The 22,781-nt window shown below is 57.3% G+C and carries 24 protein-coding genes and 1 pseudogene; 13 read left to right on the top strand and 12 right to left on the bottom strand.

The window, feature by feature from the left end:
* The first annotated feature begins 64 nt into the window (after nucleotides 1-64).
* Nucleotides 65-1,096, top strand: a complete 1,032-nt coding sequence (locus tag EHN06_RS11985) for a putative solute-binding protein (protein WP_127332799.1) — start codon at nucleotides 65-67, stop codon at nucleotides 1,094-1,096.
* A gap of 59 nt (nucleotides 1,097-1,155) precedes the next feature.
* Here the strand turns inward: EHN06_RS11985 and infA are convergent, their stop codons facing one another.
* From infA to EHN06_RS11940, 9 genes are all read right to left on the bottom strand, one after another.
* Nucleotides 1,156-1,374, bottom strand: a complete 219-nt coding sequence (gene infA / locus EHN06_RS11980) for a translation initiation factor IF-1 (RefSeq protein ID WP_008938619.1) — start codon at nucleotides 1,372-1,374, stop codon at nucleotides 1,156-1,158.
* Nucleotides 1,375-1,455: 81 nt separating this feature from the next.
* On the bottom strand, nucleotides 1,456-2,169 hold the full coding sequence (locus EHN06_RS11975; RefSeq protein WP_127332798.1) for an arginyltransferase: 714 nt from the start codon (nucleotides 2,167-2,169) through the stop codon (nucleotides 1,456-1,458).
* Entirely contained in the window at nucleotides 2,170-2,886 is a 717-nt protein-coding gene (gene aat / locus EHN06_RS11970) for a leucyl/phenylalanyl-tRNA--protein transferase (RefSeq protein ID WP_127332797.1), read from the bottom strand.
* A 174-nt stretch (nucleotides 2,887-3,060) separates the two neighbouring features.
* Nucleotides 3,061-4,014, bottom strand: coding sequence for a thioredoxin-disulfide reductase (gene trxB, locus EHN06_RS11965; protein WP_127332796.1), 954 nt, complete (start codon nucleotides 4,012-4,014; stop codon nucleotides 3,061-3,063).
* 132 nt (nucleotides 4,015-4,146) lie between these two features.
* Nucleotides 4,147-5,058 (bottom strand): AAA family ATPase, encoded by a 912-nt coding sequence (locus EHN06_RS11960; protein WP_127332795.1) that lies wholly within the window; start codon nucleotides 5,056-5,058, stop codon nucleotides 4,147-4,149.
* Nucleotides 5,059-5,065: 7 nt separating this feature from the next.
* Nucleotides 5,066-5,986 carry a carbon-nitrogen hydrolase gene (locus EHN06_RS11955; protein ID WP_127332794.1) on the bottom strand — a complete coding sequence of 307 codons (921 nt, stop codon included), beginning with the start codon at nucleotides 5,984-5,986 and terminating at the stop codon, nucleotides 5,066-5,068.
* Nucleotides 5,983-7,035 (bottom strand): agmatine deiminase family protein, encoded by a 1,053-nt coding sequence (locus EHN06_RS11950; RefSeq protein WP_127332793.1) that lies wholly within the window; start codon nucleotides 7,033-7,035, stop codon nucleotides 5,983-5,985. The genes EHN06_RS11955 and EHN06_RS11950 overlap by 4 nt, the downstream gene beginning before the upstream one ends.
* Nucleotides 7,036-7,123: 88 nt before the next feature.
* The gene (locus tag EHN06_RS11945) at nucleotides 7,124-7,429 is read right to left on the bottom strand and encodes a hypothetical protein (protein WP_127332792.1); all 306 of its coding nucleotides are present in this window, start codon (nucleotides 7,427-7,429) and stop codon (nucleotides 7,124-7,126) included.
* Between the two features lie 114 nt (nucleotides 7,430-7,543).
* Complete coding sequence (locus tag EHN06_RS11940; RefSeq protein WP_127332791.1) at nucleotides 7,544-8,149, bottom strand: PilZ domain-containing protein; 606 nt, start codon at nucleotides 8,147-8,149, stop codon at nucleotides 7,544-7,546.
* Between the two features lie 114 nt (nucleotides 8,150-8,263).
* Between EHN06_RS11940 and EHN06_RS11935 the strand changes: the two genes are divergently transcribed.
* On the top strand, nucleotides 8,264-9,505 hold the full coding sequence (locus EHN06_RS11935; RefSeq protein ID WP_127332790.1) for a lipoprotein-releasing ABC transporter permease subunit: 1,242 nt from the start codon (nucleotides 8,264-8,266) through the stop codon (nucleotides 9,503-9,505).
* The gene (locus tag EHN06_RS11930) at nucleotides 9,498-10,220 is read left to right on the top strand and encodes an ABC transporter ATP-binding protein (RefSeq protein WP_127332789.1); all 723 of its coding nucleotides are present in this window, start codon (nucleotides 9,498-9,500) and stop codon (nucleotides 10,218-10,220) included. Before EHN06_RS11935 ends, EHN06_RS11930 begins: the two co-directional genes overlap by 8 nt.
* On the opposite strand, the gene EHN06_RS11925 is transcribed toward EHN06_RS11930, so the two are convergent.
* On the bottom strand, nucleotides 10,217-10,741 hold the full coding sequence (locus EHN06_RS11925; RefSeq protein WP_127332788.1) for a DUF2062 domain-containing protein: 525 nt from the start codon (nucleotides 10,739-10,741) through the stop codon (nucleotides 10,217-10,219). The two genes, EHN06_RS11930 and EHN06_RS11925, sit on opposite strands and share 4 nt — an antisense overlap.
* A gap of 80 nt (nucleotides 10,742-10,821) precedes the next feature.
* Between EHN06_RS11925 and EHN06_RS11920 the strand changes: the two genes are divergently transcribed.
* The 9 genes and pseudogenes from EHN06_RS11920 to murB all read left to right on the top strand — a co-directional run bounded on the left by EHN06_RS11920 (nucleotide 10,822) and on the right by murB (nucleotide 19,658).
* Nucleotides 10,822-13,215 carry a DNA internalization-related competence protein ComEC/Rec2 gene (locus tag EHN06_RS11920; protein ID WP_127332787.1) on the top strand — a complete coding sequence of 798 codons (2,394 nt, stop codon included), beginning with the start codon at nucleotides 10,822-10,824 and terminating at the stop codon, nucleotides 13,213-13,215.
* Nucleotides 13,216-13,297: 82 nt separating this feature from the next.
* Entirely contained in the window at nucleotides 13,298-13,924 is a 627-nt protein-coding gene (locus EHN06_RS11915; protein ID WP_127332786.1) for a MotA/TolQ/ExbB proton channel family protein, read from the top strand.
* A gap of 5 nt (nucleotides 13,925-13,929) precedes the next feature.
* Nucleotides 13,930-14,355: an ExbD/TolR family protein gene (locus EHN06_RS11910; RefSeq protein WP_127332785.1), complete on the top strand. Its 426-nt coding sequence runs from the start codon at nucleotides 13,930-13,932 to the stop codon at nucleotides 14,353-14,355.
* Entirely contained in the window at nucleotides 14,352-16,127 is a 1,776-nt protein-coding gene (gene msbA, locus EHN06_RS11905) for a lipid A export permease/ATP-binding protein MsbA (RefSeq protein WP_127332784.1), read from the top strand. Before EHN06_RS11910 ends, msbA begins: the two co-directional genes overlap by 4 nt.
* On the top strand, nucleotides 16,124-17,152 hold the full coding sequence (lpxK, locus tag EHN06_RS11900) for a tetraacyldisaccharide 4'-kinase (protein ID WP_127332783.1): 1,029 nt from the start codon (nucleotides 16,124-16,126) through the stop codon (nucleotides 17,150-17,152). Before msbA ends, lpxK begins: the two co-directional genes overlap by 4 nt.
* Nucleotides 17,145-17,332: pseudogene (locus tag EHN06_RS11895) on the top strand (Trm112 family protein). Before lpxK ends, EHN06_RS11895 begins: the two are co-directional and overlap by 8 nt.
* A 12-nt stretch (nucleotides 17,333-17,344) precedes the next feature.
* A complete protein-coding gene (kdsB, locus tag EHN06_RS11890; RefSeq protein ID WP_127332782.1) occupies nucleotides 17,345-18,133 on the top strand; it encodes a 3-deoxy-manno-octulosonate cytidylyltransferase in 789 nt (262 codons plus the stop codon).
* Nucleotides 18,130-18,615: a low molecular weight protein-tyrosine-phosphatase gene (locus EHN06_RS11885; RefSeq protein WP_416332524.1), complete on the top strand. Its 486-nt coding sequence runs from the start codon at nucleotides 18,130-18,132 to the stop codon at nucleotides 18,613-18,615. The genes kdsB and EHN06_RS11885 overlap by 4 nt, the downstream gene beginning before the upstream one ends.
* Nucleotides 18,612-19,658, top strand: a complete 1,047-nt coding sequence (gene murB, locus EHN06_RS11880) for a UDP-N-acetylmuramate dehydrogenase (protein ID WP_127332781.1) — start codon at nucleotides 18,612-18,614, stop codon at nucleotides 19,656-19,658. Before EHN06_RS11885 ends, murB begins: the two co-directional genes overlap by 4 nt.
* 27 nt (nucleotides 19,659-19,685) lie before the next feature.
* Here the strand turns inward: murB and EHN06_RS11875 are convergent, their stop codons facing one another.
* Nucleotides 19,686-21,419 carry a proline--tRNA ligase gene (locus EHN06_RS11875; protein WP_127332780.1) on the bottom strand — a complete coding sequence of 578 codons (1,734 nt, stop codon included), beginning with the start codon at nucleotides 21,417-21,419 and terminating at the stop codon, nucleotides 19,686-19,688.
* A gap of 136 nt (nucleotides 21,420-21,555) precedes the next feature.
* On the opposite strand from EHN06_RS11875, the gene EHN06_RS11870 reads away from it, so the two are divergent.
* Entirely contained in the window at nucleotides 21,556-22,185 is a 630-nt protein-coding gene (locus EHN06_RS11870; RefSeq protein ID WP_127332779.1) for a TetR/AcrR family transcriptional regulator, read from the top strand.
* Between the two features lie 10 nt (nucleotides 22,186-22,195).
* On the opposite strand, the gene EHN06_RS11865 is transcribed toward EHN06_RS11870, so the two are convergent.
* The gene (locus EHN06_RS11865; RefSeq protein ID WP_127332778.1) at nucleotides 22,196-22,693 is read right to left on the bottom strand and encodes an Lrp/AsnC family transcriptional regulator; all 498 of its coding nucleotides are present in this window, start codon (nucleotides 22,691-22,693) and stop codon (nucleotides 22,196-22,198) included.
* Between the last annotated feature and the right edge of the window lie 88 nt (nucleotides 22,694-22,781).

The raw sequence follows: 22,781 nt of genomic DNA, 5'->3' as shown, positions 1-22,781 counted from the left end.
CGACACATGCGGAACGTTGGTGGTGAAACCTCTAACAAACAATAATGACAAGGAATCAGGACGAATGAAGGTACATGCTGCACTGCTGGCAGGCGTGATGTGTCTGTCTGCCTGGACCCCGTTATCCGCCAGTGAGCGGAAAGAATTCTGTGTATTCGATGTTGCCGGCGCCGGAGGTTTTGTCTACCGGACGCTTCAGGAATACCAGCGCAAGGCGGTGGGATACGGAGTCAGCCTTGCGATGATCCCGTACACCGATGAGGACGAAGCGGTGGCGGACTTCAGGGCTGGCAAATGCGATATCGTGGCTGTCACTGATATGGGGGTCCGGCATTTTAACAATTTTACCGGTTCGATCAGCGCCATCGGGGCTGTGCCCTATTATGAAGACCTGAGGGTTCTGATGCATATCCTCTCCAGCCCGAGAGTGGATGAGCACATGTCACAAGACGGCTATGTTGTTCTCGGTGCGGCGCCTATGGGGGCGGCCTATTTATTTGTGAATGATCGGAGTATCAACCATGTTGATGCCCTGAAAGGTAAGCGAATCACGGTCTTTGAAGGGCACCACGACGCACGTCATATGGTCGAGTACATAGGTGCTGTGCCCGTAGAAGCAAAGATCTCCAACTTTGCGCGACTGTTTAATACTGGTCAGGCGGATATTAGCTACGCTCCAGCAGCTGCCTATGAAGTGCTGGAAATGTTCAAGGGAATGGGGGACAAAGGGGGCATTGTGAAATACCCTGTTGGTCAGGTCTCGATTCATCTGGTTGCGCGGGAGGGCGAGTTTGACGATCGCTTTGTTCGGCGGTCCCGAAAAATCATGTCCCGGCTTTACCCGGAAGCGATGCGGATCGTCAGGCAGTATGAAAACTCTGTTCCCGCAGAGCGATGGGTCGATATTTCCAAAGAAGCCATGGTTGGCTATCAGGAGATGCTGCGCAATGTACGCATCGATATGCAGGAAGCGAAGGACGCATCAGGTATGCTGGCAGCCGGTGTCTATGACGACAACATGATGACCATTCTCAGAAAAGTGCGGTGTTATACCAATCCGGGGGCGCTGGAGTGTAGTGCCGAGGATCGCGAGTAGGGTAGGTTGTTGCATAAAAAAAGCCCCGGAAACGGGGCTTTTCAGATGTCACCAGGCGATTAACGGGCGCGGTAAACAATACGACCCTTGCTGAGATCGTAGGGGGTCAGCTCAACTTTCACCTTGTCACCGGTCAGGATGCGGATGTAATTCTTGCGCATCTTGCCGGAGATGTGAGCCGTTACAACGTGGCCGTTGCTCAGCTCAACCCGGAACATGGTATTTGGAAGTGTATCAACAATAACGCCTTCCATTTCAATGACATCTGATTTCGCCATTCAGTAAAAACCTCGTTTGGAATTAACTTGCCTTGATTTTAAATTGCGCAATTCTGCCTGATTTGTCGTCATTTAGCAAAATCAGTTGCGTTTCAGTACCTGCCATTGGCCATCCCGCAGGGCTTCAATGGGGGTGAAACGGGTTTTGTAGTTCATTTTACGGCATTCCCGGATCCAGTACCCCAGATAAAGATGGGGCAGTCCCCATGATTTTGCGGCCTCAATCTGCCAAAGAATGGCAAAGGTGCCGAGGCTGCGGCTTTCATGGGCGGGATCAAAGACCGTATAGATAGCCGATAGGCCGTCATCCAGCATGTCCACTGCTGCAAGGCCAATCAACTCTTCTTCGAGGCGGATCTCCAGGAACCATGAGTCTGTGGCGCCTTCCACCAGAAAAGAGGTGAATTGTTCCCGGGACGGCGGATACATATCGCCATCCGCGTGACGCTGTTCAATGTAATGGGCGTAAAGCTGGTAATAACGTTCGCTAAAACTGGCGGGCACCAGCTCACAGGTCAGATCCCGGTTCTTTTCAAACACCCGACGTTGATTCCGGTCAGGTTTGAAATCATCGACTTTCAGTCGCACCGGTACGCACGCGTTACAGTTTTCGCAGTGGGGGCGGTAGTAATGGGAACCACTGCGGCGAAACCCCAGCGCGGTGAGCTGACTGTACAACTTCTTGTCAATGTGCGCCCGTGGGTCGACGAACATGGTGGTTGCCTCACGATCCGGCAGGTAGCTGCAGTCGTGGGGGGGCGTGGCGAAGAATACCAGTGTTCTGAGGTTGCTCATTCACACCTCCGGGCCGGGCCATTGCCACTGGATTTGCCAGGAGCTCTGCATTGGAGAGCGGTCTACACTTGTCCTGAGTATAGATAAAAACTCACTCCGCGGAATACATCGGGCACCCATTTTTAACAGGTGACTATTCTCCACCTGGCAGTCCATGATTTTATATCCCCATTCTGCCAGTTGGTTGGCCAGATGTACCATCAGTACTTTTGACGCGTTGGTTTCCAGCGAAAACATGGACTCGCCAAAAAAGCACTGCCCAATTGCCAGGCCGTACATGCCGCCAGCCAGCTTGCCGTCGGGGTTCCAGGCCTCGATGGAGTGGGCGACCCCGAGTTTGTGCAGCCGGGTGTAACTGCGGGTCATGTCCTCGGTGATCCAGGTGCCTTCCCTTTGTCGGGTTTCCGCGCACAGGCGTATGACGTTGGTGAAGTCCCTGTCCGCGGTTATCGAAAAATACTGTCGGTTGAGGGTGCGGCGCAGGCTTCGGGATACGTGTATTTCGTCCGGGAACAGGACGCATCGGGGGTTGGGGGACCACCAGAGGATGGGTTGGTCGTCGCTGTACCAGGGGAAGATGCCGTTGCGGTAGGCAAGGATCAGGCGGTCGGTGGAGAGGTCTCCGCCCAGTGCCAGCAGGCCGTCGGGTTCATCCAGGGCTTCCTCGGCGGGAGGGAACCAGAGGTGGTCGGGGTCTATCCAGGGTAGTGAGGTCATCCAGGTCCGCTGTTGGTACCGAGTCCGGAGTATCGGCCTTCGGGTACAACTTGCTGAAACACGCTGTGAATACTTCCCTGTACGCTTGGCTCCGCCATCCATGGCTCCGCACAGTTTCAGCAAGTTGTACCCGAAGGCCTCGTCGAACTACTGAGGTGTTTCCCTCAGTCTAGATCAGTCCTGTTGATCCAGGAACTTTTCTGCATCCAGTGCGGCCATGCAGCCGAAACCGGCAGAGGTTACTGCTTGGCGGTAGACGTGGTCGGCTACGTCGCCCGCGGCGAAGACGCCGGGAATACTGCTCTGGGTGGCCATGCCTTCGAGACCGGAGCGGATTTTGATGTAGCCGTTTTCCATGTCCAGTTGGCCGGCGAACAGGTCGGTGTTCGGTTTGTGGCCGATGGCGATGAACACGCCTGCCAGATCGAGTTCCTGGGTGGAGTCGTCCTTGGTGCTTTTGATGCGCATGCCGGTGACGCCGGTGCCGTCGCCCAGGACTTCGTCAAGGGTGTGGTCCCACACGATGTTGATGTTGCCGTTCTCGGCTTTCTCGAACAGTTTGTCCTGCAGGATCTTTTCCGCACGCAGGCTGTCGCGGCGGTGTACCAGCGTGACTTCGTCAGCGATGTTGGAGAGGTACAGGGCCTCCTCAACTGCGGTGTTGCCACCGCCGATGACGGCGACTTTCTGTTTCTTGTAGAAGAAACCGTCGCAGGTAGCGCAGGCGGATACGCCCTGGCCTTTGAATTTCTCTTCGGATTCCAGGCCGAGGTACATGGCGGATGCGCCGGTGGCGATGATCAGGGCGTCGCAGGTGTACTCACCGCTATCGCCTTTCAGGCGGAAGGGGCGGTTGCGCAGGTCGGCTTCGTTGATGGTGTCGTAGACGATGCTGGTTTCGAAGCGTTCGGCATGCTTGAGCATGCGCTGCATCAGCTCTGGGCCCTGGACGCCGTCGTTGTCTCCCGGCCAGTTGTCCACGTCGGTGGTGGTTGTGAGCTGTCCACCCACTTCGATACCGGTGATCAGGGTTGGCTTCAGATTTGCACGGGCTGCGTAGACAGCAGCGGTGTAGCCGGCGGGGCCGGAGCCAAGGATGATCAAGCGGGAATGTTTGGTTTCGCTCATTATGGGTCTCTCGTTAAATACTGAAAGTGCTGAAGGCTACCATGAACAGGGCGCTGTTCCAGTTGTTTTGGCTAATTTCAGTCATTAAATGATGCTATTTACTCACCAACGCTCTTCGTATGGTGGTGCTCTTTATTCGATGACAGAGACAGAGGCAAGAAGTTGCCTGACCCGTTCGGTGCTCTTTCCGGATTCTCCCTGTTCCAGACGGTGTTCCGCAACTGCGGGAAATACTGCCTGGATGTCGTCGGGCAATACATGGTGTCGTCCGTCCATCAATGCCCAGGCCCTGGCGGCGCGAACCAGGCCAAGCCCTGCACGGGGGGACAGGCCATAGAGCAGGCCGGGCATGCGGCGGCTGTGTTCCAGAAGGCGCTGGACGTAATCCAGCAAGGCCGGGCTGGTGGTTACCCTTCCCACTGCCTCCTGGAGGGTGTCCAGGTCTGACTGACTCAGCAGGGTCTGCAGTTTGTCGGTCAACATGCGGCGATCTTCACCTTCGAGCAGCTCCCGCTCCGCCCTGGGATCCGGATAGCCCAGGCGCAGGCGCATCAGGAAGCGGTCGAGCTGGGATTCCGGTAGCGGGTACGTGCCGCCCTGTTCGATGGGGTTCTGGGTGGCGATAACAAAGAACGGGTGGGGGAGTGGACGGGTTTCGCCTTCGATGGAAACCTGCCGTTCCTCCATGGCTTCGAGCAGTGCGCTTTGGGTCCGCGGTGAGGCGCGGTTGATTTCGTCAGCCAGTACGACCTGGGCAAATATGGGGCCCTTGTGGAAGACTAGTGTTCCGGCTTGCTTGTCATACATGGAATAGCCGAGTACGTCTGCCGGTAACAGGTCGTTGGTGAACTGGATGCGCTGGTAACTGAGACCCATGATGCGGGCAAGGGCATGGGAAAGAGTGGTCTTACCCATGCCGGGAATGTCTTCAATCAGCAGGTGGCCACGGGCCAGCAGTCCACAAATGGCCAGGCGAACCTGTTGCTCCTTGCCCAGCAGTATGGTGTTGAGCTCGCTGACAACGGTATCGATTATTTTCTTCATGCAGGATTCAATCCCGTACCCTTTTGAGGATGTCGCTGTAGGCGTCAATGCGTCGATCTCTCAGATACGGCCAGATACGTCGTATCGATTCGCTGCGGTTTCGGTCGATGGCAGCGTGCAGGATGGATTCCGAGCGGTCATCCGCCCTCGCCAGGAACTCACCCTGGGGGCCGCAGATAAAGCTGTTGCCCCAGAAGCGAATGCCAGCGGACTGGCCGGACGGGTCGGGCTCGGTGCCAACCCGGTTCGGGGCGATCACCGGAAGGTTGTTGGCGACGGCGTGGCCCCGCTGTACGGTGACCCAGGCTTCCAATTGCCGTGCCTGCTCTTCTGCTTCATCGGTCGTGTCCCAGCCAATGGCGGTGGGGTAGATCAGGATTTCGGCACCGGCCAGCGCCATCAGTCGTGCGGCTTCGGGATACCACTGGTCCCAGCACACCAGGACGCCGAGTTTGCCAACGGAAGTTTCAATCGGAGTAAAGCCACTGCGACCATCGTTGAAACTGGCGTCCCCGGGGGTAAAGTAGAATTTTTCGTAGAATCCCGGGTCATCCGGGATGTGCATTTTGCGATAGATGCCGGCAATGGTGCCGTCTCGCTCGAATACCACAGCGGTGTTGTGATAGACGCCGTTCATGCGCCGTTCAAAGATGGAGCCCACCAGCACGATGTCGAGTTCGGCGGCAAGTGCCGAAAGGTGGTTGCTGGTCGGGCCCGGGATTGGCTCGGCCAGCTCAAAAACCGAGGTGTCCTCAGTTTGGCAGAAATACAGGGTGGCGTGCAGCTCCTGTAGCACGACCAACTGCGCGCCTTCGGATACCGCCTGCCTGATCAGCATCTCACTGGTCGCAAGGCTAGCGGCCTTGTCCGGGCTGGAGGCTTGCTGAATGGCTGCTACGTTGAGTGCGGAACGATTGGTGCCGGTCATGGGGTTACCACTCCTGCGGGCAGTTGCATGGTGACGCAATGCAGGCTGCCGTGTTGACGGATCAGGGGCCGGCAATTGATCGGGACGATCTCCCGCTCGGGAAACAGGCTCTGCATGATGGCAATGGCTTCATCGTCCTGGGGTACGTCGTAAACCGGCAGCAGGACCGCCCCGTTGATGATCAGGAAGTTGGCATAAGTGGCTGGCAGGCGTTGCCCGTCATCATCCAGGATGGCATCGGGCCAGGGCAGTGGGGTCAGTTTGTAGGGAGAGCCATCCGCCTGATGGAACTGCTGCAACTCTTCTTCCATCGCCGCCAGGGCACTGTAGTGTTCATCGGCGACATCCGGACACGCGACATAACAGATATGGTCGGGCGCGCAGAAACGGGCAAGAGTATCAATGTGACTGTCAGTGTCATCCCCGGCCAGGTAGCCATGGTTCAGCCACAACACACGGTCAGCCCCCAGGGTTTCGGACAACAGGTTTTCTATGGCTGAGCGATCCAGTGTCGGGTTCCGGGTCGGTGTTAACATGCATTCGCTGGTGGTCAGGATGGTTCCCTGTCCATCGGATTCGATGGACCCCCCTTCCAGCACAAAATCCACGGGCATGATGGGGGTTGTGCCAAAAACGCCAGCGTTGTGGAGGTGTTGGTTCAGGGCATTGTCTTTTTGCGAGGGAAATTTGCCACCCCAGGCGTTAAACCGGAAATCCAGTACCGCCATGCCATTTGGCGTTTCCACGCAAATCGGGCCATGGTCCCTGGCCCAGGTGTCGTCGGCAGGGGCCGGTACCGTGATGACGCGACCCGGTAGCCCGTGGTCACTTGCGTAGGCAGATAGCTGCTGGCCCAGTTCCTGCAGGCGGGCCACGTGCTCACAGCTGATCACCAGATGTTCGCGTTTCAGTACCGCCTTGGCGATTGCCATAAAAACGGGTTCCACTTCCTCAAGAATGCTGAACCAATCGGTACCGGCGTGCGGCCAGGTCAGCATGACCGCGCTTTGGGGGGCCCACTCTGCGGGCAACACAGGTCTGGAAGTCAATTTATCGCCACCTATTGCAAAAAGTCGTCATTCTAACCAACGAACGACGTTGCGTCAGGATGTGTATGAAGGAAATTTGTTTTATCCGCTAGCGGCTTTGTTTCAATACCGTGTGGATAACATGACTGCCTTCGAAATAGACGACAAAGCCATCGTAATGCCATTGTGAGATGGGCGGATCACCCACGGGGCCCCTGGTTTCCCGGGGCGTTCCCCAGGATTCGCGGACGCTGGCCTGACTCATGCCGGTACGGGGAAGGTCTGCCTCCGACCGTTCAGCCTGGGATCCAACCGGTATCTTTACTTCATCGGCGATGACTGACGTCATCGGGGACAGGCCCAGGGCTACCACGGTGACTACGGCGCCGAACAGACGGGTTACAGGTTTTTTCATCGGTGTTGTACTCCCTGGAATCTTGATGCGCAGTTGCGCAGTAAGGCATCTGAAAGACATGAATAAAACGTAATATCCGAAAAACGTTAGCAAAAGTCACACGTTTTCGACAGTTTACATGTTTTGACGTTGCCGGATTTGCCAGCGCATCACATGTCGGGCAATTTGTTGGCGGTCGCTGTCATGGATATCGGTAAACTCGGTATGAACCCAGGCGCCGCCGCTGTCATCGGGCACCGTCTGGAGTACCCGGGCAATAGCCCGGGGCTGAAACAGTTCGGGAGGCAGCGTCATCCTCACCGCCAGCATATCACCCCCGGACCAGGCGTTCGTGGCACTGTGAAAAGCCAGCCCACCTTCACTGAGCGTAACATCCTGCCAGTCCTCAGGTTGCAACGGATTTTGCTCAAAGGCCATAATGCGCGCCAGCGTATCCAGCTTCCCGTTCAGTGACTTGATCAGAGAGGTCAGCAGGCGGTCCCGCTCCGCAAGGTTGGCCAGTTGGACCCGGACATCCTGGTCCAGTCTTTTCAGGTCAGCGCGAAGGTTGTCCAGATGATCGCCATTGAAAGGATCGTATCCTTCCTCGGCGTTTTTCGGAACCTTGCGGATTTCCAGACCGATGCGGTCTTCGATCCGGAAAAAATCCCGGCGATCCGAAGTCGTCTCAGACGGAGAGGTATCTGGATCTGGAGAGGTGTTAGGTGTTCGTGAGGGCATCACGGCTCCGTAAGCACAGCAATTTTTTTGTTTATGTTGAAAAGTTTAGCAGTTTCCAGGCAGTCGTGTGGCCGGAAATCCGAATGACCCGAAGGTAGCAACAGGCACCTCCTCATGTTCAGACCTTTATCGTTGTATGTTGGTTTGCGATACACCGCGGCAAAGCGGCGCAATCACTTTATTTCGTTCATTTCACTCACCTCGATGATCGGGCTGATGCTCGGTGTTGCCGTGTTGATTATCGTGCTCTCGGTGATGAACGGTTTCGACCGTGAGCTGAAGCAGCGCATCCTGGGTATGGTTCCTCATGCGGTTATTCAGGGGGCGGATCAGCTCCGGGACTGGGAAACTGTCGACGCGAAGGTCGAGGAGCACCCCCGTGTGCTTGCCGCCGCCCCCTTTATCCAGGGCCAGGGCATGGTCACTGGTGGCGGTGATGTTCGGGGGGTGATGCTCAATGGCGTGCTGCCGGAACAGGAGCGCAGCGTTTCCATCATTGAGGACCACATGCTTGAAGGCAGTCTGGACGACCTGAAATCCGGCGAGTTCGGCATGATTGTCGGTCGGCTGATGGCATCCAGCCTACGGTTGCAGATCGGTGACAAAGTCACCGTTGTGTTGCCAGAGGCTTCCGTCACGCCGGCAGGGGTGCTGCCCAGGCTCAAACGGTTTACGGTCAAGGGAATCTTCAGCGTTGGCGCGGAACTGGATGGCAACTACACGCTGATTCATATGGATGATGCGGCAAAGTTGATGCGCACCGGCGGTGAAGCCCAGGGGGTGAGGCTGCTGGTGGATGATCTGTTTGCGGCTCCGAAAGTCGCAGAACAGGCGGCCCGGGGGCTGGATGGCCGCTATTATATTTCCGACTGGACCCGAACCCACGGCAACCTGTTCCAGGCGATTCGCATGGAAAAAACCATGATCGGGCTGCTGCTGATGTTTATTGTGGCGGTGGCCGCCTTCAACATTGTATCGACCCTGGTCATGGTGGTGACCGATAAAACCGCGGATATTGCCATCCTGCGCACCATGGGGGCTACCCCCGGGCGGATCATGCGGATCTTTATCATTCAGGGTGGGGTCATTGGCATCTTTGGCACGTTGGTTGGTACCACGCTCGGCGTTGTCGGGGCGTTGAATATCAGTGCCTTCATTTCCTGGCTGGAGGGGGCTCTGGGGCACCAGTTCCTGAGTGCTGACGTGTACTTCATCAGTTATCTGCCGTCGCAGTTACAGTGGCAGGATGTGGCTATTATCAGTGGCGCTGGCCTGGCTATGAGTCTCCTGGCGACCATATACCCCGCCTGGCGGGCATCTCGAATCGATCCGGCGGAGGCCCTGCGTTATGAATGATGTGATCACTCCGACGGTTGGTGATTCTCTGGTGATTGACTGTCAGCAGGTAACTCGTACCTATAACGAAGGGCCGGAAAAGCTCACTATTTTTTCCGACATTTCGCTGCAGGTCGGGGCTGGCGAGACGGTGGCGATTGTTGGCAGCAGTGGTGCCGGGAAAACCACCCTGCTCAACCTGCTCGGCGGACTTGACCGGCCGTCCTCCGGCCACATTTCCATTTGCAATCACGACATTCATCGCATGAGCGAGGCTGGGCGAGCAAGGTTTCGTAACCGGCACCTGGGGTTCGTCTATCAGTTCCATCATTTGCTTCCGGAATTCACTGCCCTCGAGAACGTGATGATGCCTTGCGCTCTTGGTGGCATGAGCGTGAAGGCCGCCGGGGATAAGGCCAGAGCTGTGCTTGCGAAAGTGGGGCTGAGTGAGCGTCTTGGCCACAAACCGGGAGAGTTATCGGGTGGTGAGCGTCAGCGGGTGGCGATTGCCCGGGCATTGGTTAACGAGCCGGAATGCGTGCTGATGGACGAGCCCACCGGGAACCTGGATGAACACACTGGTGAGGGCGTGCGACAATTGATCGAGTCCCTGCGGGATCAGTTGGGGATCGCGTTCGTGATGGTAACCCACGACATGGGCATGGCGCGGAGTCTCGGGCGGGTATTGCGTCTGGAACAGGGGCGGTTACTGGTTGAACACCACGCCGACAGCTAGCGCTTGCGGCGACGGAGCAAGCGCCGCTCTTGCCAGTCAGAGCGTACCTTGCGGCGCCACAGGTACTGGATCAGCAGGTAGGCGAGGCAGGCGGACAGGGTGGCAATGATCAGTGAGCCCAGGTAGAGCGGAATGCCAATGTCGAGAATCCGTTCACTGATCCAGGACCAGGACACCTGGAACTCGAAATTGAGCACCGGTCGGTCCAGAATCCAGGCGCCAATCTTGTAGTTGAAGTAGAACATCGGCGGCATGGTCAGCGGGTTGCTGATCCAGACCAGCACCACGGACAGGGGCAGGTTGGCGTTGAACCAGATGGCAAAGAATGCAGCAGCCAGCATCTGGAATGGCATCGGGATAACGCCCAGGAAAATGCCTACCAGAAAGGCGCGGGAGACGCTGTGACGGTTAATGTGCCACAGATTGGGTTCATGAAGGATGTCGCCGAGAAAGCGCAGCGACTCCATCGCCCTGACTCGATCGGGCGTTGGTAAGTATCGTTTCATGAACTTCTTTGGCATCTGGAAGTTCTGCCTTCTCAGAATGACAGCCCGGGACATGATGTCTTGCCGGAGCCAGGGAATAATCAGGAGGACATGGATTGTCCGGAAGTTTTGTCGCTTTTGCCTGCGGCGTTATCTTACTTTATACCTTCCCGGTCGTGCCACCTCTGAAGTGGCTGATTGTTGCCCTGCTGTCAGTACTTTATGGGGCTTTTGCGTTGCCCTCACGGCGGCTGTCCACACTCGCCCTGCTTTTGGTCTGGCTGCTGGTTGGCCTGACCTGGTCATCCTGGCATGCATCCGTGCGTCTGCAACAAGTTTTCCCGACTGAACTGGAAGGCGAGGTGGTCGAAGTTTCAGGCTATCTGTGTGAAATTCCCACGGAAGGAAGTTTTAACAGTCTGAGGTTCAGTTTTTGTGTTACCCAGTGGCATCTTCCAGAAGGTTCCGTTGGAAAAAGCACCACGTTCCCGGGCAAGATGCGGCTGGCATGGTATGGCCGTGATGGCCAATCCCTTCCGGACCACCGGCTTCGCCTGAAGGTCTCACTCAAGCGGCCGCACGGCGCGATCAATCCCGCCGGGTTCCGCTATGAAACCTGGTTGTACCGAAAAGGGTTCCGGGCGACTGGAACAATCCGGGGCGTCGACTCCGATGAGTCGGTGCCATGTAACCTGCATTGCGACTATATGGCGTGGCGGCAACAGCTGGCTGATAGCGTGGCTGCCATCATGGGCGAAGCCAGACACTACCCGCTGGTGTCTTCTCTGCTGATTGGCTACCGGGGAGAAATGACGCCCGGCCACTGGGAGGTTCTGAAGGCCACCGGCACCATCCATCTGGTGGCCATTTCCGGCCTGCATCTTGGTTTGATTGCCCTTGGTGCGGGGGTTCTGGTTAGAAATCTGCTGCTCTGGGTGCCGGGATCGATACTTACCCCGCGTCACGGGCGCTACCTGGTCTATGTCTCTGTCGCTTTGGCCAGTATTGCCTACAGCCTTGCCGCCGGCTTCACGGTTCCGACGCGCCGGGCGCTGGTGATGGTGCTGGTTGCGGGCTGGGTGGTGGTTCATGGGCGTCAGGTGTCGCCCTGGCAGGGCCTGGTGCTGGCCCTGTTCCTGGTGCTGTTGACGGATCCGTTTTCGCCGCTTGATCAGGGGTTCTGGTTATCCTTCGGAGCCGTCACGGTGCTGGTGTTGGTGTTCTCCCGGCGTTTGTCCAGCCCGGGTTGGGGCGGGGCGCTGGCGCTCGCGCAGGTAGCGGTGTTTGCCGGTCTGTGGCCGGTGCTGGCTGCGCTGGGGCAGGGACAGCCCGTTTCGGGCCTCTTGGCCAATGTGTTCGCTATTCCCTGGGTTTCTGCCGTCGTCATGCCAGTATTGATGAGCGGAGCTGCGCTGGTATGGTTGCTGCCGCAAAGCCAGGCGTGGGTGTTGGGCAGTTATGACCTGGTCCTCGGAGTATTGTGGAGCATGTTGGAATGGCTGTCCTCACTGGACCTGCCCAGTGGCAATCCCGGCGTTCCTGCGGCCCTCGGGGTTGCTGTGCTGGCTATCCTTGCTCTTGTTGTGCCGTCATCGCGGATGCGCCTGGTTATCATCATGTTGGCGGTGCCCTGGTTGCTGTTGCCCCGGCTTGAAGTGCTTAATGAAAACCGCTGGGTAGAGGTGCCGGAAGTATGGGTATGGGATGTTGGTCAGGGGTTATCGCTGCTTGTTCGTCACCAGGATCAGGTTCTGTTGTATGACACCGGGCCTTCCATCCCTGGTGTTTTCTCCGCTGTCGAATCAGTCCTGGTGCCCAATCTGGCCAGCCTGGGGGTGAGTTCCATCGATACGCTGGTGATCAGCCATGGCGACAGTGACCATGCCGGAGGTTTGCCCCGGTTGTTCGCTACGTTGTCCGTAGCAGAGGTTATTGCCGGAGAGCCGGATCGAGTGTCTGCGCGTTCGGGGGAAGCCGGGCCGGTGCCCGAGCTTTGTCGCCCGGGGCTGGTCCGACACATTGGTGAGCTCACGCTGAGCTTTTGGCGGAACCCGGGAGTAACAACAGCTACGGATTCCAACGACACTTCCTGTGTTGTGACTGTCACAAGTCCGGACGGGACCGTCGAGGTAGTGTTACCCGGGGATATCTCCGAGGATGTGGAGTCCCGGATGCCGGCTCAGCGCCCATTTTCGGAGTGGCCCCACACGGGGGCCTTCCGGGTTGTCCTGGCACCCCATCACGGTAGCAAAACCTCTTCTTCCAGGTCCTGGGTTCAGTGGCTTGATCCGGATCTGGTGATATACAGCGCCGGGTATCGGCACCGGTTCGGGCACCCTCATCCGTCCGTGGTTGACCGCTACCGGCTGGCAGGAAGCGAGCAACTGAATACCGCATATTCTGGCGCAATCCGACTGGTAATGGGCGAAAGTGGCATCGGAGTAGAGCAGCAAAGGCAGTCAACACCATTCTGGATTCGGCGGCCCGTAACGGATTGGTGGGCATTGTAAAATACCGTGACACAACGGGTGTGGCCTGCGGCGGCAGCTATGCTAAAGTAGCGCGGCTTGTTAACAATCAGGGAGACCAAGCGTGTTCGAGCTGTTGAAAGCCGGTGGCATTCTGATGGTGCCAATTGTAGCCTGTTCCATCCTGGCACTTGCCATAATCCTTGAACGTTTCTGGACGTTGCGGCCCTCGAGGGTAGCTCCTCCCCAGACCATTAATGAACTCTGGCGCTGGATCAAGAAAAAAGAGCTGAATGGCCGTAAGCTCAAGGCCCTGCAGGGTTCTTCTCCCCTTGGCCGAATTCTCGCGGGCGGGCTGATGAACGCCAAACATGGTCGCGAGATCATGAAAGAAAGTATCGAACATGAGGCCAGTCAGGTTATCCATGACCTGGAGCGTTTCCTTAACCCCCTGGGTACCGTAGCCACCATCACGCCACTACTGGGCCTTCTGGGCACTGTAATCGGGATGATTAAGGTATTTGCCGAAATTCAGTTGGCCGGCGTCGGTAACGCAGGCAACCTGGCTGGCGGTATCTCAGAGGCGTTGATTACCACTGCGGCAGGGTTGAGTGTTGCCATCCCGGCATTGATTGGCCACCGTTATTTCATTCGTCGCGTTGATGAGCTGGTGGTGGGCATGGAACAGGAAGCCATCAAGCTGGTGGAAGTGGTCCACGGTGACCGTGAAATCGACGTGGAAGGAGCCTGAACGCCGTGAAGTTCAAGCGCCAGAGAAGCCAGGAGGTTGGAGTAGACCTGACGCCGTTGATCGACGTGGTGTTTCTGCTGCTGATCTTCTTTATGGTTTCCACGACCTTCACCCGCGAGAGCCACCTGCAGGTGGAGCTACCACAAGCGAGTGCCGAAGCGCGTGCAGAGGCCGAGGTACGGGAGATCGATGTGGTGATCAACGCCGAGGGCCAGTACATCCTCAACGACCGAACCCTGGTCAATAATCGTCGGGAAACCCTGGAACGGGCGGTGCGGGAGCTCTCGGAAGGGGATAACTCGTTGCCTTATGTGATCACCGCCGATGCCCGGACACCCCACGAATTTGTGGTCAGGGCAATGGATGTGGCCGGCCGTCTGGGATTTGCAAAACTGAGCATTACCACTGAGCGGGAGGCTGATGGGCAGTGAGTGAATCCGCCAAGGCCGACGCCAGCGAATCACAGGGCGCCTCTAACTGGGCAACCTATAAGCGCCTGCTGGCCTACGTCAAACCATTCTGGCTGGCATTCTCGCTGGCGGTTCTCGGTAACGTGATCTATGCCGCGGCCTCCACGGGTATGGCAGCGGCAATGGAATACGTCATTCTAGCCATCGAGAATCCCACGGAACAGAACCGGATCCTGCTTACCCTGCTGATTGTTGGTGTGTTTGCCTTCCGTGGTGTGGGTACCTTCCTGAGCCAGTATTTCATCAGTTATGTCGGGCGCCAGGTTATTAATGCCCTGAGAAATCAGGTCTTCGACCGGCTGATGACCCTGCCCTCCCGTTATTTTGATGACAACGCCTCCGGACGCCTGGTTTCCAAGCTCACCTTCAACGTCGAGCAGGTTGCCGAGGCCACCACCAATGCGGTGACGATCACCCTGCGGGAAGGTCTGACCATACTCGGCCTGCTGGGTTTTATGCTCTACACCAACTGGAAGCTGACCCTGGTATTCCTGGCGGTGGGGCCTATTATCGGGCTGGTGGTCAACTACGCCAGCAAACGATTCCGCAGGATCAGCAAGCGAATACAGGGATCCATGGGGGATATCACTCATGTGGCGTCCGAGTCCATTTCCGGGTATCGCGTGGTTCGCACCTTTGGTGGCGAGGATTACGAACGCGAGCGATTCCAGGATGTCAGTGAACGTAACCTGAAGCAGAGCCTGAAAATGGCTTCCACCCAGGCTATCAGCGTCCCCGTTATTCAGGTCCTGGTGGCGGTAGCCATTGCGGCGCTGGTCTGGACTATGCTGGCGCCGGAAATTCGCGGCGAGATGACTACCGGTGAACTGATCGCCTTCATAACCGCTGCCACCACGATGGCCAAACCGATTCGTCAGGTGACGTCTGTGCACGCGAAAATCCAGAAGGGTGTCGCTGCTGCCCACGATGTGTTCGGTACTATGGACGAAGAACCCGAGCACGATAGCGGCACCTACAGCCCAACACGGGTGAACGGCGACATCACGTTTGATGGTGTGTCCTTTCGTTACCGGGATCAACTGGATGACGTGCTGACTGGCATCTCGGTGGATATCCCGGCGGGCCAGAGTGTAGCTCTGGTCGGTCGCTCAGGTAGTGGCAAGTCCACCCTGGTCAGTTTGTTGCCCCGCTTCTATGACTACACTGGCGGAGACATTCGCATAGACGGCCATTCCCTCAAGGAGTTCACCCTTCAGTCGTTGCGTGCGCAGATAGCCCTGGTGACCCAGAACGTGGTGCTGTTCAACGATACCATAGCGTCTAACATCGCCTACGGTGCCCTGCGTCATTGCAGCCGTGAGAAAATCCGCGAGGCTGCCGCCAAGGCCCACGCGCTGGAATTCATTGACCGGATGCCTGACGGGCTGGACACGATGATCGGGGACAATGGTGTCATGCTCTCTGGAGGTCAGCGGCAACGCCTGGCCATTGCCCGGGCGTTGCTCAAGAATGCGCCGATCCTGATACTGGATGAAGCAACCTCGGCCCTGGATACCGAATCCGAGCGACACATCCAGGAGGCACTGGAAACGGTGATGCAGGGCAGGACCACCCTGGTTATTGCACACCGCCTGTCGACGATTGAGAAGGCCGATCGCATCCTGGTGATGGATGGCGGCCAGATCGTCGAGTCCGGTCGGCATGAAGAGCTTCTGGCGGCTGACGGTGCCTACGCCCAGTTGCATCAGATGCAGTTCAGCGAGCAGGCATGACCACGCTGACAGACAGGCTCTGGTATAGCCATCGCAGGCCTCTGTGGCCGTTGTATCCGTTAGCCTGGCTGTATCGGACGGTGGCCGAGGGGCGGCGACGCAAAGCCTGGCAGGTGAAGGACGAGCCATTGCCGGTACCGGTTGTCGTGGTTGGTAATATTACGGCGGGTGGGACAGGGAAATCCCCGTTGACAGCCCGGCTTGTAGCGTTGTTGAAAGAGCAAGGCTGGCGGCCGGTGATTCTGAGCCGGGGATACGGCGGTCGTTCCAATGATTACCCCCTGCGGGTTAAAGCGGAAACCCGTGCCGAAGTGGCCGGTGATGAGCCGGTGATGCTGGCGCTGGAAACCGGTTGCCCCGTGGTGGTGGACCCCCAGAGGAAGCGCGGTGCCCTGTGGGCGCTTGAACATCAGCTTGGAGACGTTCTGATCTGTGACGATGGCCTGCAGCATTATCGGTTGCCCCGGGATATCGAGCTGGTAGTGTTTGACGCCGAGAGGGGCATCGGCAACGGTGCGGGTATTCCCGTTGGCCCCTTGCGCGAACCACTGGACAGGCTCTCGGGCGTGGATTTCGTGGTCACCAATGGCGGCACTCTGGAAGAACTGGAACATCCCGCCCAGTTCACTATGACCCTTGAGCCCGTGGAGTTACGTAACCTGAAGACCGGTGAAGCGGCGTCGCTCGACTGTCTTCGTAACAAACCGGTGCAGGCTATTGCGGGTATCGGTAATCCGGGGCGTTTTTTCGCTACACTGGAAGCACTCGGAGCCCGGGTTTCTGCGACAGCCTTCGCTGACCACCACAAGTTTCGAGCCTCGGACCTACAGGCAGGTGGCGGTGACTGGCTGCTGATGACGGCCAAGGATGCGGTAAAATGCCGTGATATTGCTCCGGATAATGCCTGGGTGCTGTCGGTGCAGGCAAAACTGCCAGAGGCTTTTACTGCAGCATTCCTGGCCCGTGTGCAGGAATGCAAGGATTCTTTAACGACTGATGAACCTGTGAGAGCGCATAATGGATAAGAAGTTGCTGGCCATGTTGGCTTGTCCCGTCTGTAAGGGGACCTGAAACTGAACCGGGAAAAAACCGAGCTGATCTGCTACCAGGATGCCATGGCGTTTCCAATCCGCGAGGGTATTCCGGTCATGCTGGCTACGGAAGCCCGTACCCTGTCCACTGATGAGCGCCTCTATAAACGCTGATAGGTGAGTTCCATGTCTTTTACGGTGGTGATTCCAGCCCGTTACGCCTCCACACGCCTGCCCGGAAAACCCTTGGCAGATATAGCCGGGAAACCGATGATCCAGCATGTTTATGAACGTGCCGGGGAGAGCAGTGCCGGTCGCGTGGTTATCGCCACGGACGACAGCCGTATTGAGTCTGCGTGCCGTGGGTTCGGTGCGGAAGTGGTTATGACCTCGCCCGACCATGTCAGTGGCACGGACCGGTTGGAGGAAGTGGCGCGCAAGCTGCAGTTTGCCCCGGATGACAGGGTGGTGAATGTCCAGGGAGATGAGCCGCTTATCCCGCCGTCCCTGATTGATCAGGTGGCAGCCAACCTTGAGCGCTTTCCCGAGGCAGCCATAGCCACGCTGTGTGAGAAAATCACGGATGTGGCCAGTGTATTCAATCCGAACGTGGTGAAAGTGGTATTTGATCATCAGGGCATGGCGCATTACTTCAGCCGTGCGCCCATACCCTGGGCCAGGGATGCCTGGACTGATGGCGACTGGTCATTGTGGACAGTCAGCATCCCCGAGGAAGTGGACTACTACCGCCACATCGGTATCTATGGCTACCGTGTGCGGTTACTGACGGACTTTGTTCGCTGGGCTCCGGCACCTACTGAAATGACTGAATCTCTGGAGCAGTTGAGGGCATTGTATAACGGTGCGCGAATTCACGTGGATGAAGCAACTCAGACACCACCGACGGGCGTCGACACTGAAGCCGATCTGGAGCGGCTCAGACAATGGATGGAAGTGGAGGCAAGGGACGTATGACGGTGCGACAACCGGTTAAGGTTCTGTTTGTCTGTCTCGGTAACATCTGCCGGTCTCCCAGCGCCGAGGGGGTCTTTCGCCGCGCAGTCCGTGAGGCGGGTCTGGAGGAGGCAGTCTATATCGATTCCTGCGGTACCGGAGACTGGCATATCGGTAAGGCACCGGACGATCGCGCCCAGCAAAAGGCCCGTCAGCGCGGTATCGATATTTCCGGGCTTCGTGCCCGACAGTTCCGCGTCAGTGACCTTGAGCATTTCGATTACATTCTGGTGATGGACCGACAGAATCTTGCGGATGTGCGGGACATCTGGCGCCAGAACGGTGGTACGGAACCCGAGTTATTCCTGAGTTATGGGCGTAGTGAGTACGAGGAAGTGCCCGATCCCTATTACGGTGGAGACCAGGGTTTTGAAACCGTGCTGGATCTCATTGAAGACGCCAGTGAGGGCCTCCTGAATGCGATACGGAGGCGCCAGGCTTGAGTCTTCCACCAGAGCTTGATGAACACGTCAGTCTGACGGCGATGAACAGCATGGCCATCCCGGCCAGTGCCCGTTGGTTTGCGAAAGTAACCTCAGGCCAGGATCTTCAGGGCCTGCTTGGGGTGGCAGCACAGAAAGGCCTGTCCACTTTGATTCTGGGAGGTGGCAGTAACCTGATTTTTGCCGGTGATTTTGACGGGTTGGTGTTGCACATGTCGATACCCGGCCGGCGCTGGGAACAGGTTGATGGGGACTCTGCCGTGCTGGTATTGGGGGCAGGGGAGAACTGGCACGAGTCTGTACTTTATGCCGCTTCCGCCGGGTATCGTGGTATCGAAAACCTGGCCCTGATTCCTGGAACAGCGGGGGCGGCCCCGGTGCAAAATATTGGCGCTTATGGCGTGGAGCTGAAGGATACCCTGGTGAGTGTTACGGCTTTCGACCGTAAAACCGGGGAATGGGTGGTTCTGGCCAACGAAGACTGTGATTTTGGGTATCGGGACAGTCTGTTCAAGCATCAGCCCGGACGCTACGTCATCACCGAGTTGCGCCTGCGCCTGTGCCGGTCCAGAGAGTTATCCCTGGGGTACGCAGATCTGGCCAATTATTTTGAAGGCGCGGATAAGTCAGCCCTGACGGCCCAGGATGTTGCCCAGGCGGTCATGGCGGTACGTCGTCGTAAGCTTCCGGAGCCCCAGCAGATTCCCAACGCCGGCAGCTTTTTCAAGAACCCCGTGGTGGACCTGAAGGTCTGGGAAGAACTCAAGTTGGCATACCCGGAGATGCCCGGGTATCCGGGCGACCAGACGGCCAAGCTGGCGGCAGCCTGGCTCATTGATCAGTGTGGCTGGAAGGGCTTTCGTAATGATCGGGTTGGGGTCCACAATCGCCAGGCGTTGGTACTGATCAATCATTCGGGAGGCACTGGCTCGGATGTGCTTGCGTTGGCGGAGCGTATCCGACAAGACGTCCAGGCGCGGTTTGGGGTCGCGCTGGAAATGGAACCCGGCGTTATCCCGCTGGATGGTGCATTGAGGGTGTAACCCCAATGCACCAGTCGGGTACCTGTCTCAGAGCCCTTTTCGTGGCGAGACGTTAATCAGGAAAGGCAGGGCTTCATCCAGAGTGACGTCCTGTTTGTCGGCATCACGACGGCCCTTGTATTCCAGGGTGCCCGCCTCCAGGCCACGGTCAGACACCACAAAGCGGTGGGGGATGCCGATCAGTTCCATATCGGCGAATTTCACGCCCGGACGTTCTTTCCGGTCATCCAGGAGAACATCAAAACCCGCCTGACGAAGCTGGCTGTACAGTTTCTCCCCGGCTTCCGCGACCGCTGGCGATTTATGGGCGTTCAGGGTGACCACGGCGACCTCAAAGGGCGCTATGGACTCAGGCCAGATGATGCCCCTGTCGTCGTGATTCTGTTCAATGGAGGCTGCCACAATCCGGGAAACACCGATGCCATAGCAGCCCATCTCCAGAATGACGCTCTTGCCGTTCTCGTCCAGCACAGTGGCATTCATCGCCGTGCTGTATTTGTTTCCGAGCTTGAAAATGTGGCCGACTTCAATACCGCGACGGATTTCCAGAGTGCCCTTGCCGTCCGGGCTAGGGTCGCCTTCGACCACATTGCGGAGGTCCTCGATACGGTCGATCTCTGCATCACGGCCCCAGTTAACGCCAGTCAGGTGGAAGCCTTCTTTGTTGGCACCACAGACGAAGTCCGCCAGGTGCGCGGCGCTTCGGTCAACGATTACTGGTACCGGCAGTTTTACGGGGCCGATGGAACCGGCCTTGCAGCCAATCACCTTCTCGATTTCTTCATCGGTGGCCATGGTCAGCGGCTCGGCAACACCGGGCAGATTCTCGGCCTTGATCTCGTTCAGGGTGTGATCACCACGGAGGATCAGGGCCACCAGGCCGGACTCGCCGTTCTCGTCTTCTTCGGCTTTGACCAGCAGGGTTTTCACTGTGCGGGTAGCGTCTATGCCCAGAAATTTTGCAAGGGCGTCGATCGTACGCTGGTCCGGCGTTGATACTTCTTTCAGCTCTTCTGATGGTTCCGGGCGATCACCAGCGGGGGCAACGGCTTCGGCTTTCTCGATGTTCGCGGCATAGTCACTGTCGCTGCTGAACACGATGTCGTCCTCACCGGACGACGCCAGCACGTGGAATTCATGGGAAGCACTGCCGCCGATGGCTCCGGAGTCGGCCTGAACCGGGCGGTAGTCGAGACCGAGACGATCAAAAATGGCGCAATAGGTGCGATGCATGACCTCATAGGTGTCGTTCAGGGACTCCGCATTCAAATGGAAGGAGTAAGCGTCCTTCATGATGAATTCCCGGGCGCGCATGACGCCGAAACGCGGACGACGTTCGTCACGGAACTTGGTCTGGATCTGGTAAAAGTTGGCTGGCAGCTCCTTGTAGCTCTTCAGCTCGTTACGAATCACGTCGGTAATGACTTCTTCGTGGGTCGGGCCAAAGCAGAAATCGCGGCCATGACGATCATTCATTCTCAGCAGTTCCCCGCCGTACTGCTCCCAGCGCCCGGACTCTTGCCATAACTCCGCCGGCTGCACGGCTGGCATCAGTACTTCCTGAGCTCCACTCTTGTCCATTTCCTCCCGCACGATACGCTCAACCTTGCGCAGGGTCCGCAGGCCCATTGGCAGCCAGGTGTAGAGGCCGGAGGCAAGTTTGCGGATCATCCCGGACCGGAGCATCAGCTGGTGGCTGATCACTTCGGCATCCGCGGGTGTTTCTTTCAGGGTAGCAATCAGGAAACGGCTTGCTCGCATTGTGTCTTCCGTATGAGGTTGTGAAGGTTCTTCGACTAATGGACAGGCGCTATATGGCGCACCCGGCCCTTTATTTGTCGTAAAGTGGTGGTTATTGTACGGAGCCTGTCACCCAAGGTACAGATCGAGTGGTTATATGACTGCAGACAACACAGAAGCATCCGTTAGTGTCACCCCGCGCCGGAAACCTGTCCAGGCCCGAAGCCGCGAGCGCGTGAACACCATCCTTGAACATGCGGCTGCGATTTTCCATGAGATCGGCGTGGACAGCACCAGTATGTCGGCCATTGCGCGGCAATCCGATATGTCGCTGGCCTCTCTGTATCGTTACTTCCCCAACAAGGTCGCCATCGTAAAAGCGATTGCGGAACGCCATGTTGAAAGCATGGAAACCGCATTGCGGGAGCGGCTGGGCGAGGTCAGCATGGTGGATGCTGTTGATGTATTAATTGATCTCTTTTATGAGTTCTACAGGACCGAACCTGCTTACTCTGCGATCTGGAGTGGAGTTGAGGCCATGCCTGAATTGCACGAGCTGGATCTTCGGGAGCTTTACAATAACGCCAGGGATCTGGATGCCCGGTTGAGTGAGGAATACCCTCACATTCCCGACGACCGGCGTTGGAACGCTTGCCTGATGGTGCCCCGGTCCGCCGGGTCTGTTTTGAGGCTGGCGGCGACATTGCCAGAAGAGCAGGCGCGCCCATTGGTTTCTGAGCTCAAATGTATGGTGAGGGCTTATTTGCGGGAACTCATTTGTCAATAATGACCCCGGATCAGGATAAATAACCAAGGGGCAGCGCGGTGCTGTCGATCACCCGACGCAGCACAAAACTGGAGTGAACGCCGCTGACCCCCTGAATGCGAGTGATGCGGTTGAGAAGAAAGTGGTGGTAATGATCCATATCCGGCACCACAACTTTCAGCATATAGTCGGCATCCTGGCCGGTGATCAGATAGCATTCCTGTACTTCCGGATATTCCGCCACCTGCTCCTCAAAGGCTGCAAAACGTTCAGGCGTGTGGCGATCCATGCCAATCAGGATAATGGCGGTCAGTGATAACCCCAGCTTTTTATGGTCCAGGATGGTCACCTTCCGCACGATAACACCGGCGTCCTCCATAGCCCTGACCCGACGCAGGCAGGGTGAGGGGGATAGCCCCACCTTGTCCGCGAGTTCCTGATTGGTAAGGGAGCCGTCCTGCTGCAATTGTTCCAGGATCCTGCGGTCGGTTTTGTCGATTTTAATGAGGGCGCCAGGTTTGTCCGGCATAATATTGCGTCCTGTTTTGATAGATTAGCAGAAATGACTAAAATTCTAGGTTGAAAATGAAAAATAGCAATCATTTGTCCCGGAAACC

The organism is Marinobacter sp. NP-4(2019), from assembly GCF_003994855.1.
Taxonomy (GTDB): Bacteria; Pseudomonadota; Gammaproteobacteria; order Pseudomonadales; family Oleiphilaceae; genus Marinobacter.
Note: the sequence above shows the minus strand (reverse complement) of the source record. Positions and strands in the feature narration are given on the sequence as shown.

What these genes read in the sequence shown, in the direction of transcription:
- EHN06_RS11865 (WP_127332778.1), bottom strand. Translation starts at nt 22,693, where the DNA reads ATGCCGGACAAACCTGGCGCCCTCATTAAAATCGACAAAACCGACCGC.
- EHN06_RS11945 (WP_127332792.1), bottom strand. Translation starts at nt 7,429, where the DNA reads ATGAAAAAACCTGTAACCCGTCTGTTCGGCGCCGTAGTCACCGTGGTA.
- EHN06_RS11930 (WP_127332789.1), top strand. Translation starts at nt 9,498, where the DNA reads ATGAATGATGTGATCACTCCGACGGTTGGTGATTCTCTGGTGATTGAC.
- EHN06_RS11960 (WP_127332795.1), bottom strand. Translation starts at nt 5,058, where the DNA reads ATGAAGAAAATAATCGATACCGTTGTCAGCGAGCTCAACACCATACTG.
- EHN06_RS11955 (WP_127332794.1), bottom strand. Translation starts at nt 5,986, where the DNA reads ATGACCGGCACCAATCGTTCCGCACTCAACGTAGCAGCCATTCAGCAA.
- EHN06_RS11870 (WP_127332779.1), top strand. Translation starts at nt 21,556, where the DNA reads ATGACTGCAGACAACACAGAAGCATCCGTTAGTGTCACCCCGCGCCGG.
- EHN06_RS11885 (WP_416332524.1), top strand. Translation starts at nt 18,130, where the DNA reads ATGACGGTGCGACAACCGGTTAAGGTTCTGTTTGTCTGTCTCGGTAAC.
- trxB (WP_127332796.1), bottom strand. Translation starts at nt 4,014, where the DNA reads ATGAGCGAAACCAAACATTCCCGCTTGATCATCCTTGGCTCCGGCCCC.
- lpxK (WP_127332783.1), top strand. Translation starts at nt 16,124, where the DNA reads ATGACCACGCTGACAGACAGGCTCTGGTATAGCCATCGCAGGCCTCTG.
- EHN06_RS11925 (WP_127332788.1), bottom strand. Translation starts at nt 10,741, where the DNA reads ATGCCAAAGAAGTTCATGAAACGATACTTACCAACGCCCGATCGAGTC.
- EHN06_RS11975 (WP_127332798.1), bottom strand. Translation starts at nt 2,169, where the DNA reads ATGAGCAACCTCAGAACACTGGTATTCTTCGCCACGCCCCCCCACGAC.
- EHN06_RS11985 (WP_127332799.1), top strand. Translation starts at nt 65, where the DNA reads ATGAAGGTACATGCTGCACTGCTGGCAGGCGTGATGTGTCTGTCTGCC.
- EHN06_RS11935 (WP_127332790.1), top strand. Translation starts at nt 8,264, where the DNA reads ATGTTCAGACCTTTATCGTTGTATGTTGGTTTGCGATACACCGCGGCA.
- EHN06_RS11875 (WP_127332780.1), bottom strand. Translation starts at nt 21,419, where the DNA reads ATGCGAGCAAGCCGTTTCCTGATTGCTACCCTGAAAGAAACACCCGCG.
- infA (WP_008938619.1), bottom strand. Translation starts at nt 1,374, where the DNA reads ATGGCGAAATCAGATGTCATTGAAATGGAAGGCGTTATTGTTGATACA.
- aat (WP_127332797.1), bottom strand. Translation starts at nt 2,886, where the DNA reads ATGACCTCACTACCCTGGATAGACCCCGACCACCTCTGGTTCCCTCCC.
- EHN06_RS11940 (WP_127332791.1), bottom strand. Translation starts at nt 8,149, where the DNA reads ATGCCCTCACGAACACCTAACACCTCTCCAGATCCAGATACCTCTCCG.
- kdsB (WP_127332782.1), top strand. Translation starts at nt 17,345, where the DNA reads ATGTCTTTTACGGTGGTGATTCCAGCCCGTTACGCCTCCACACGCCTG.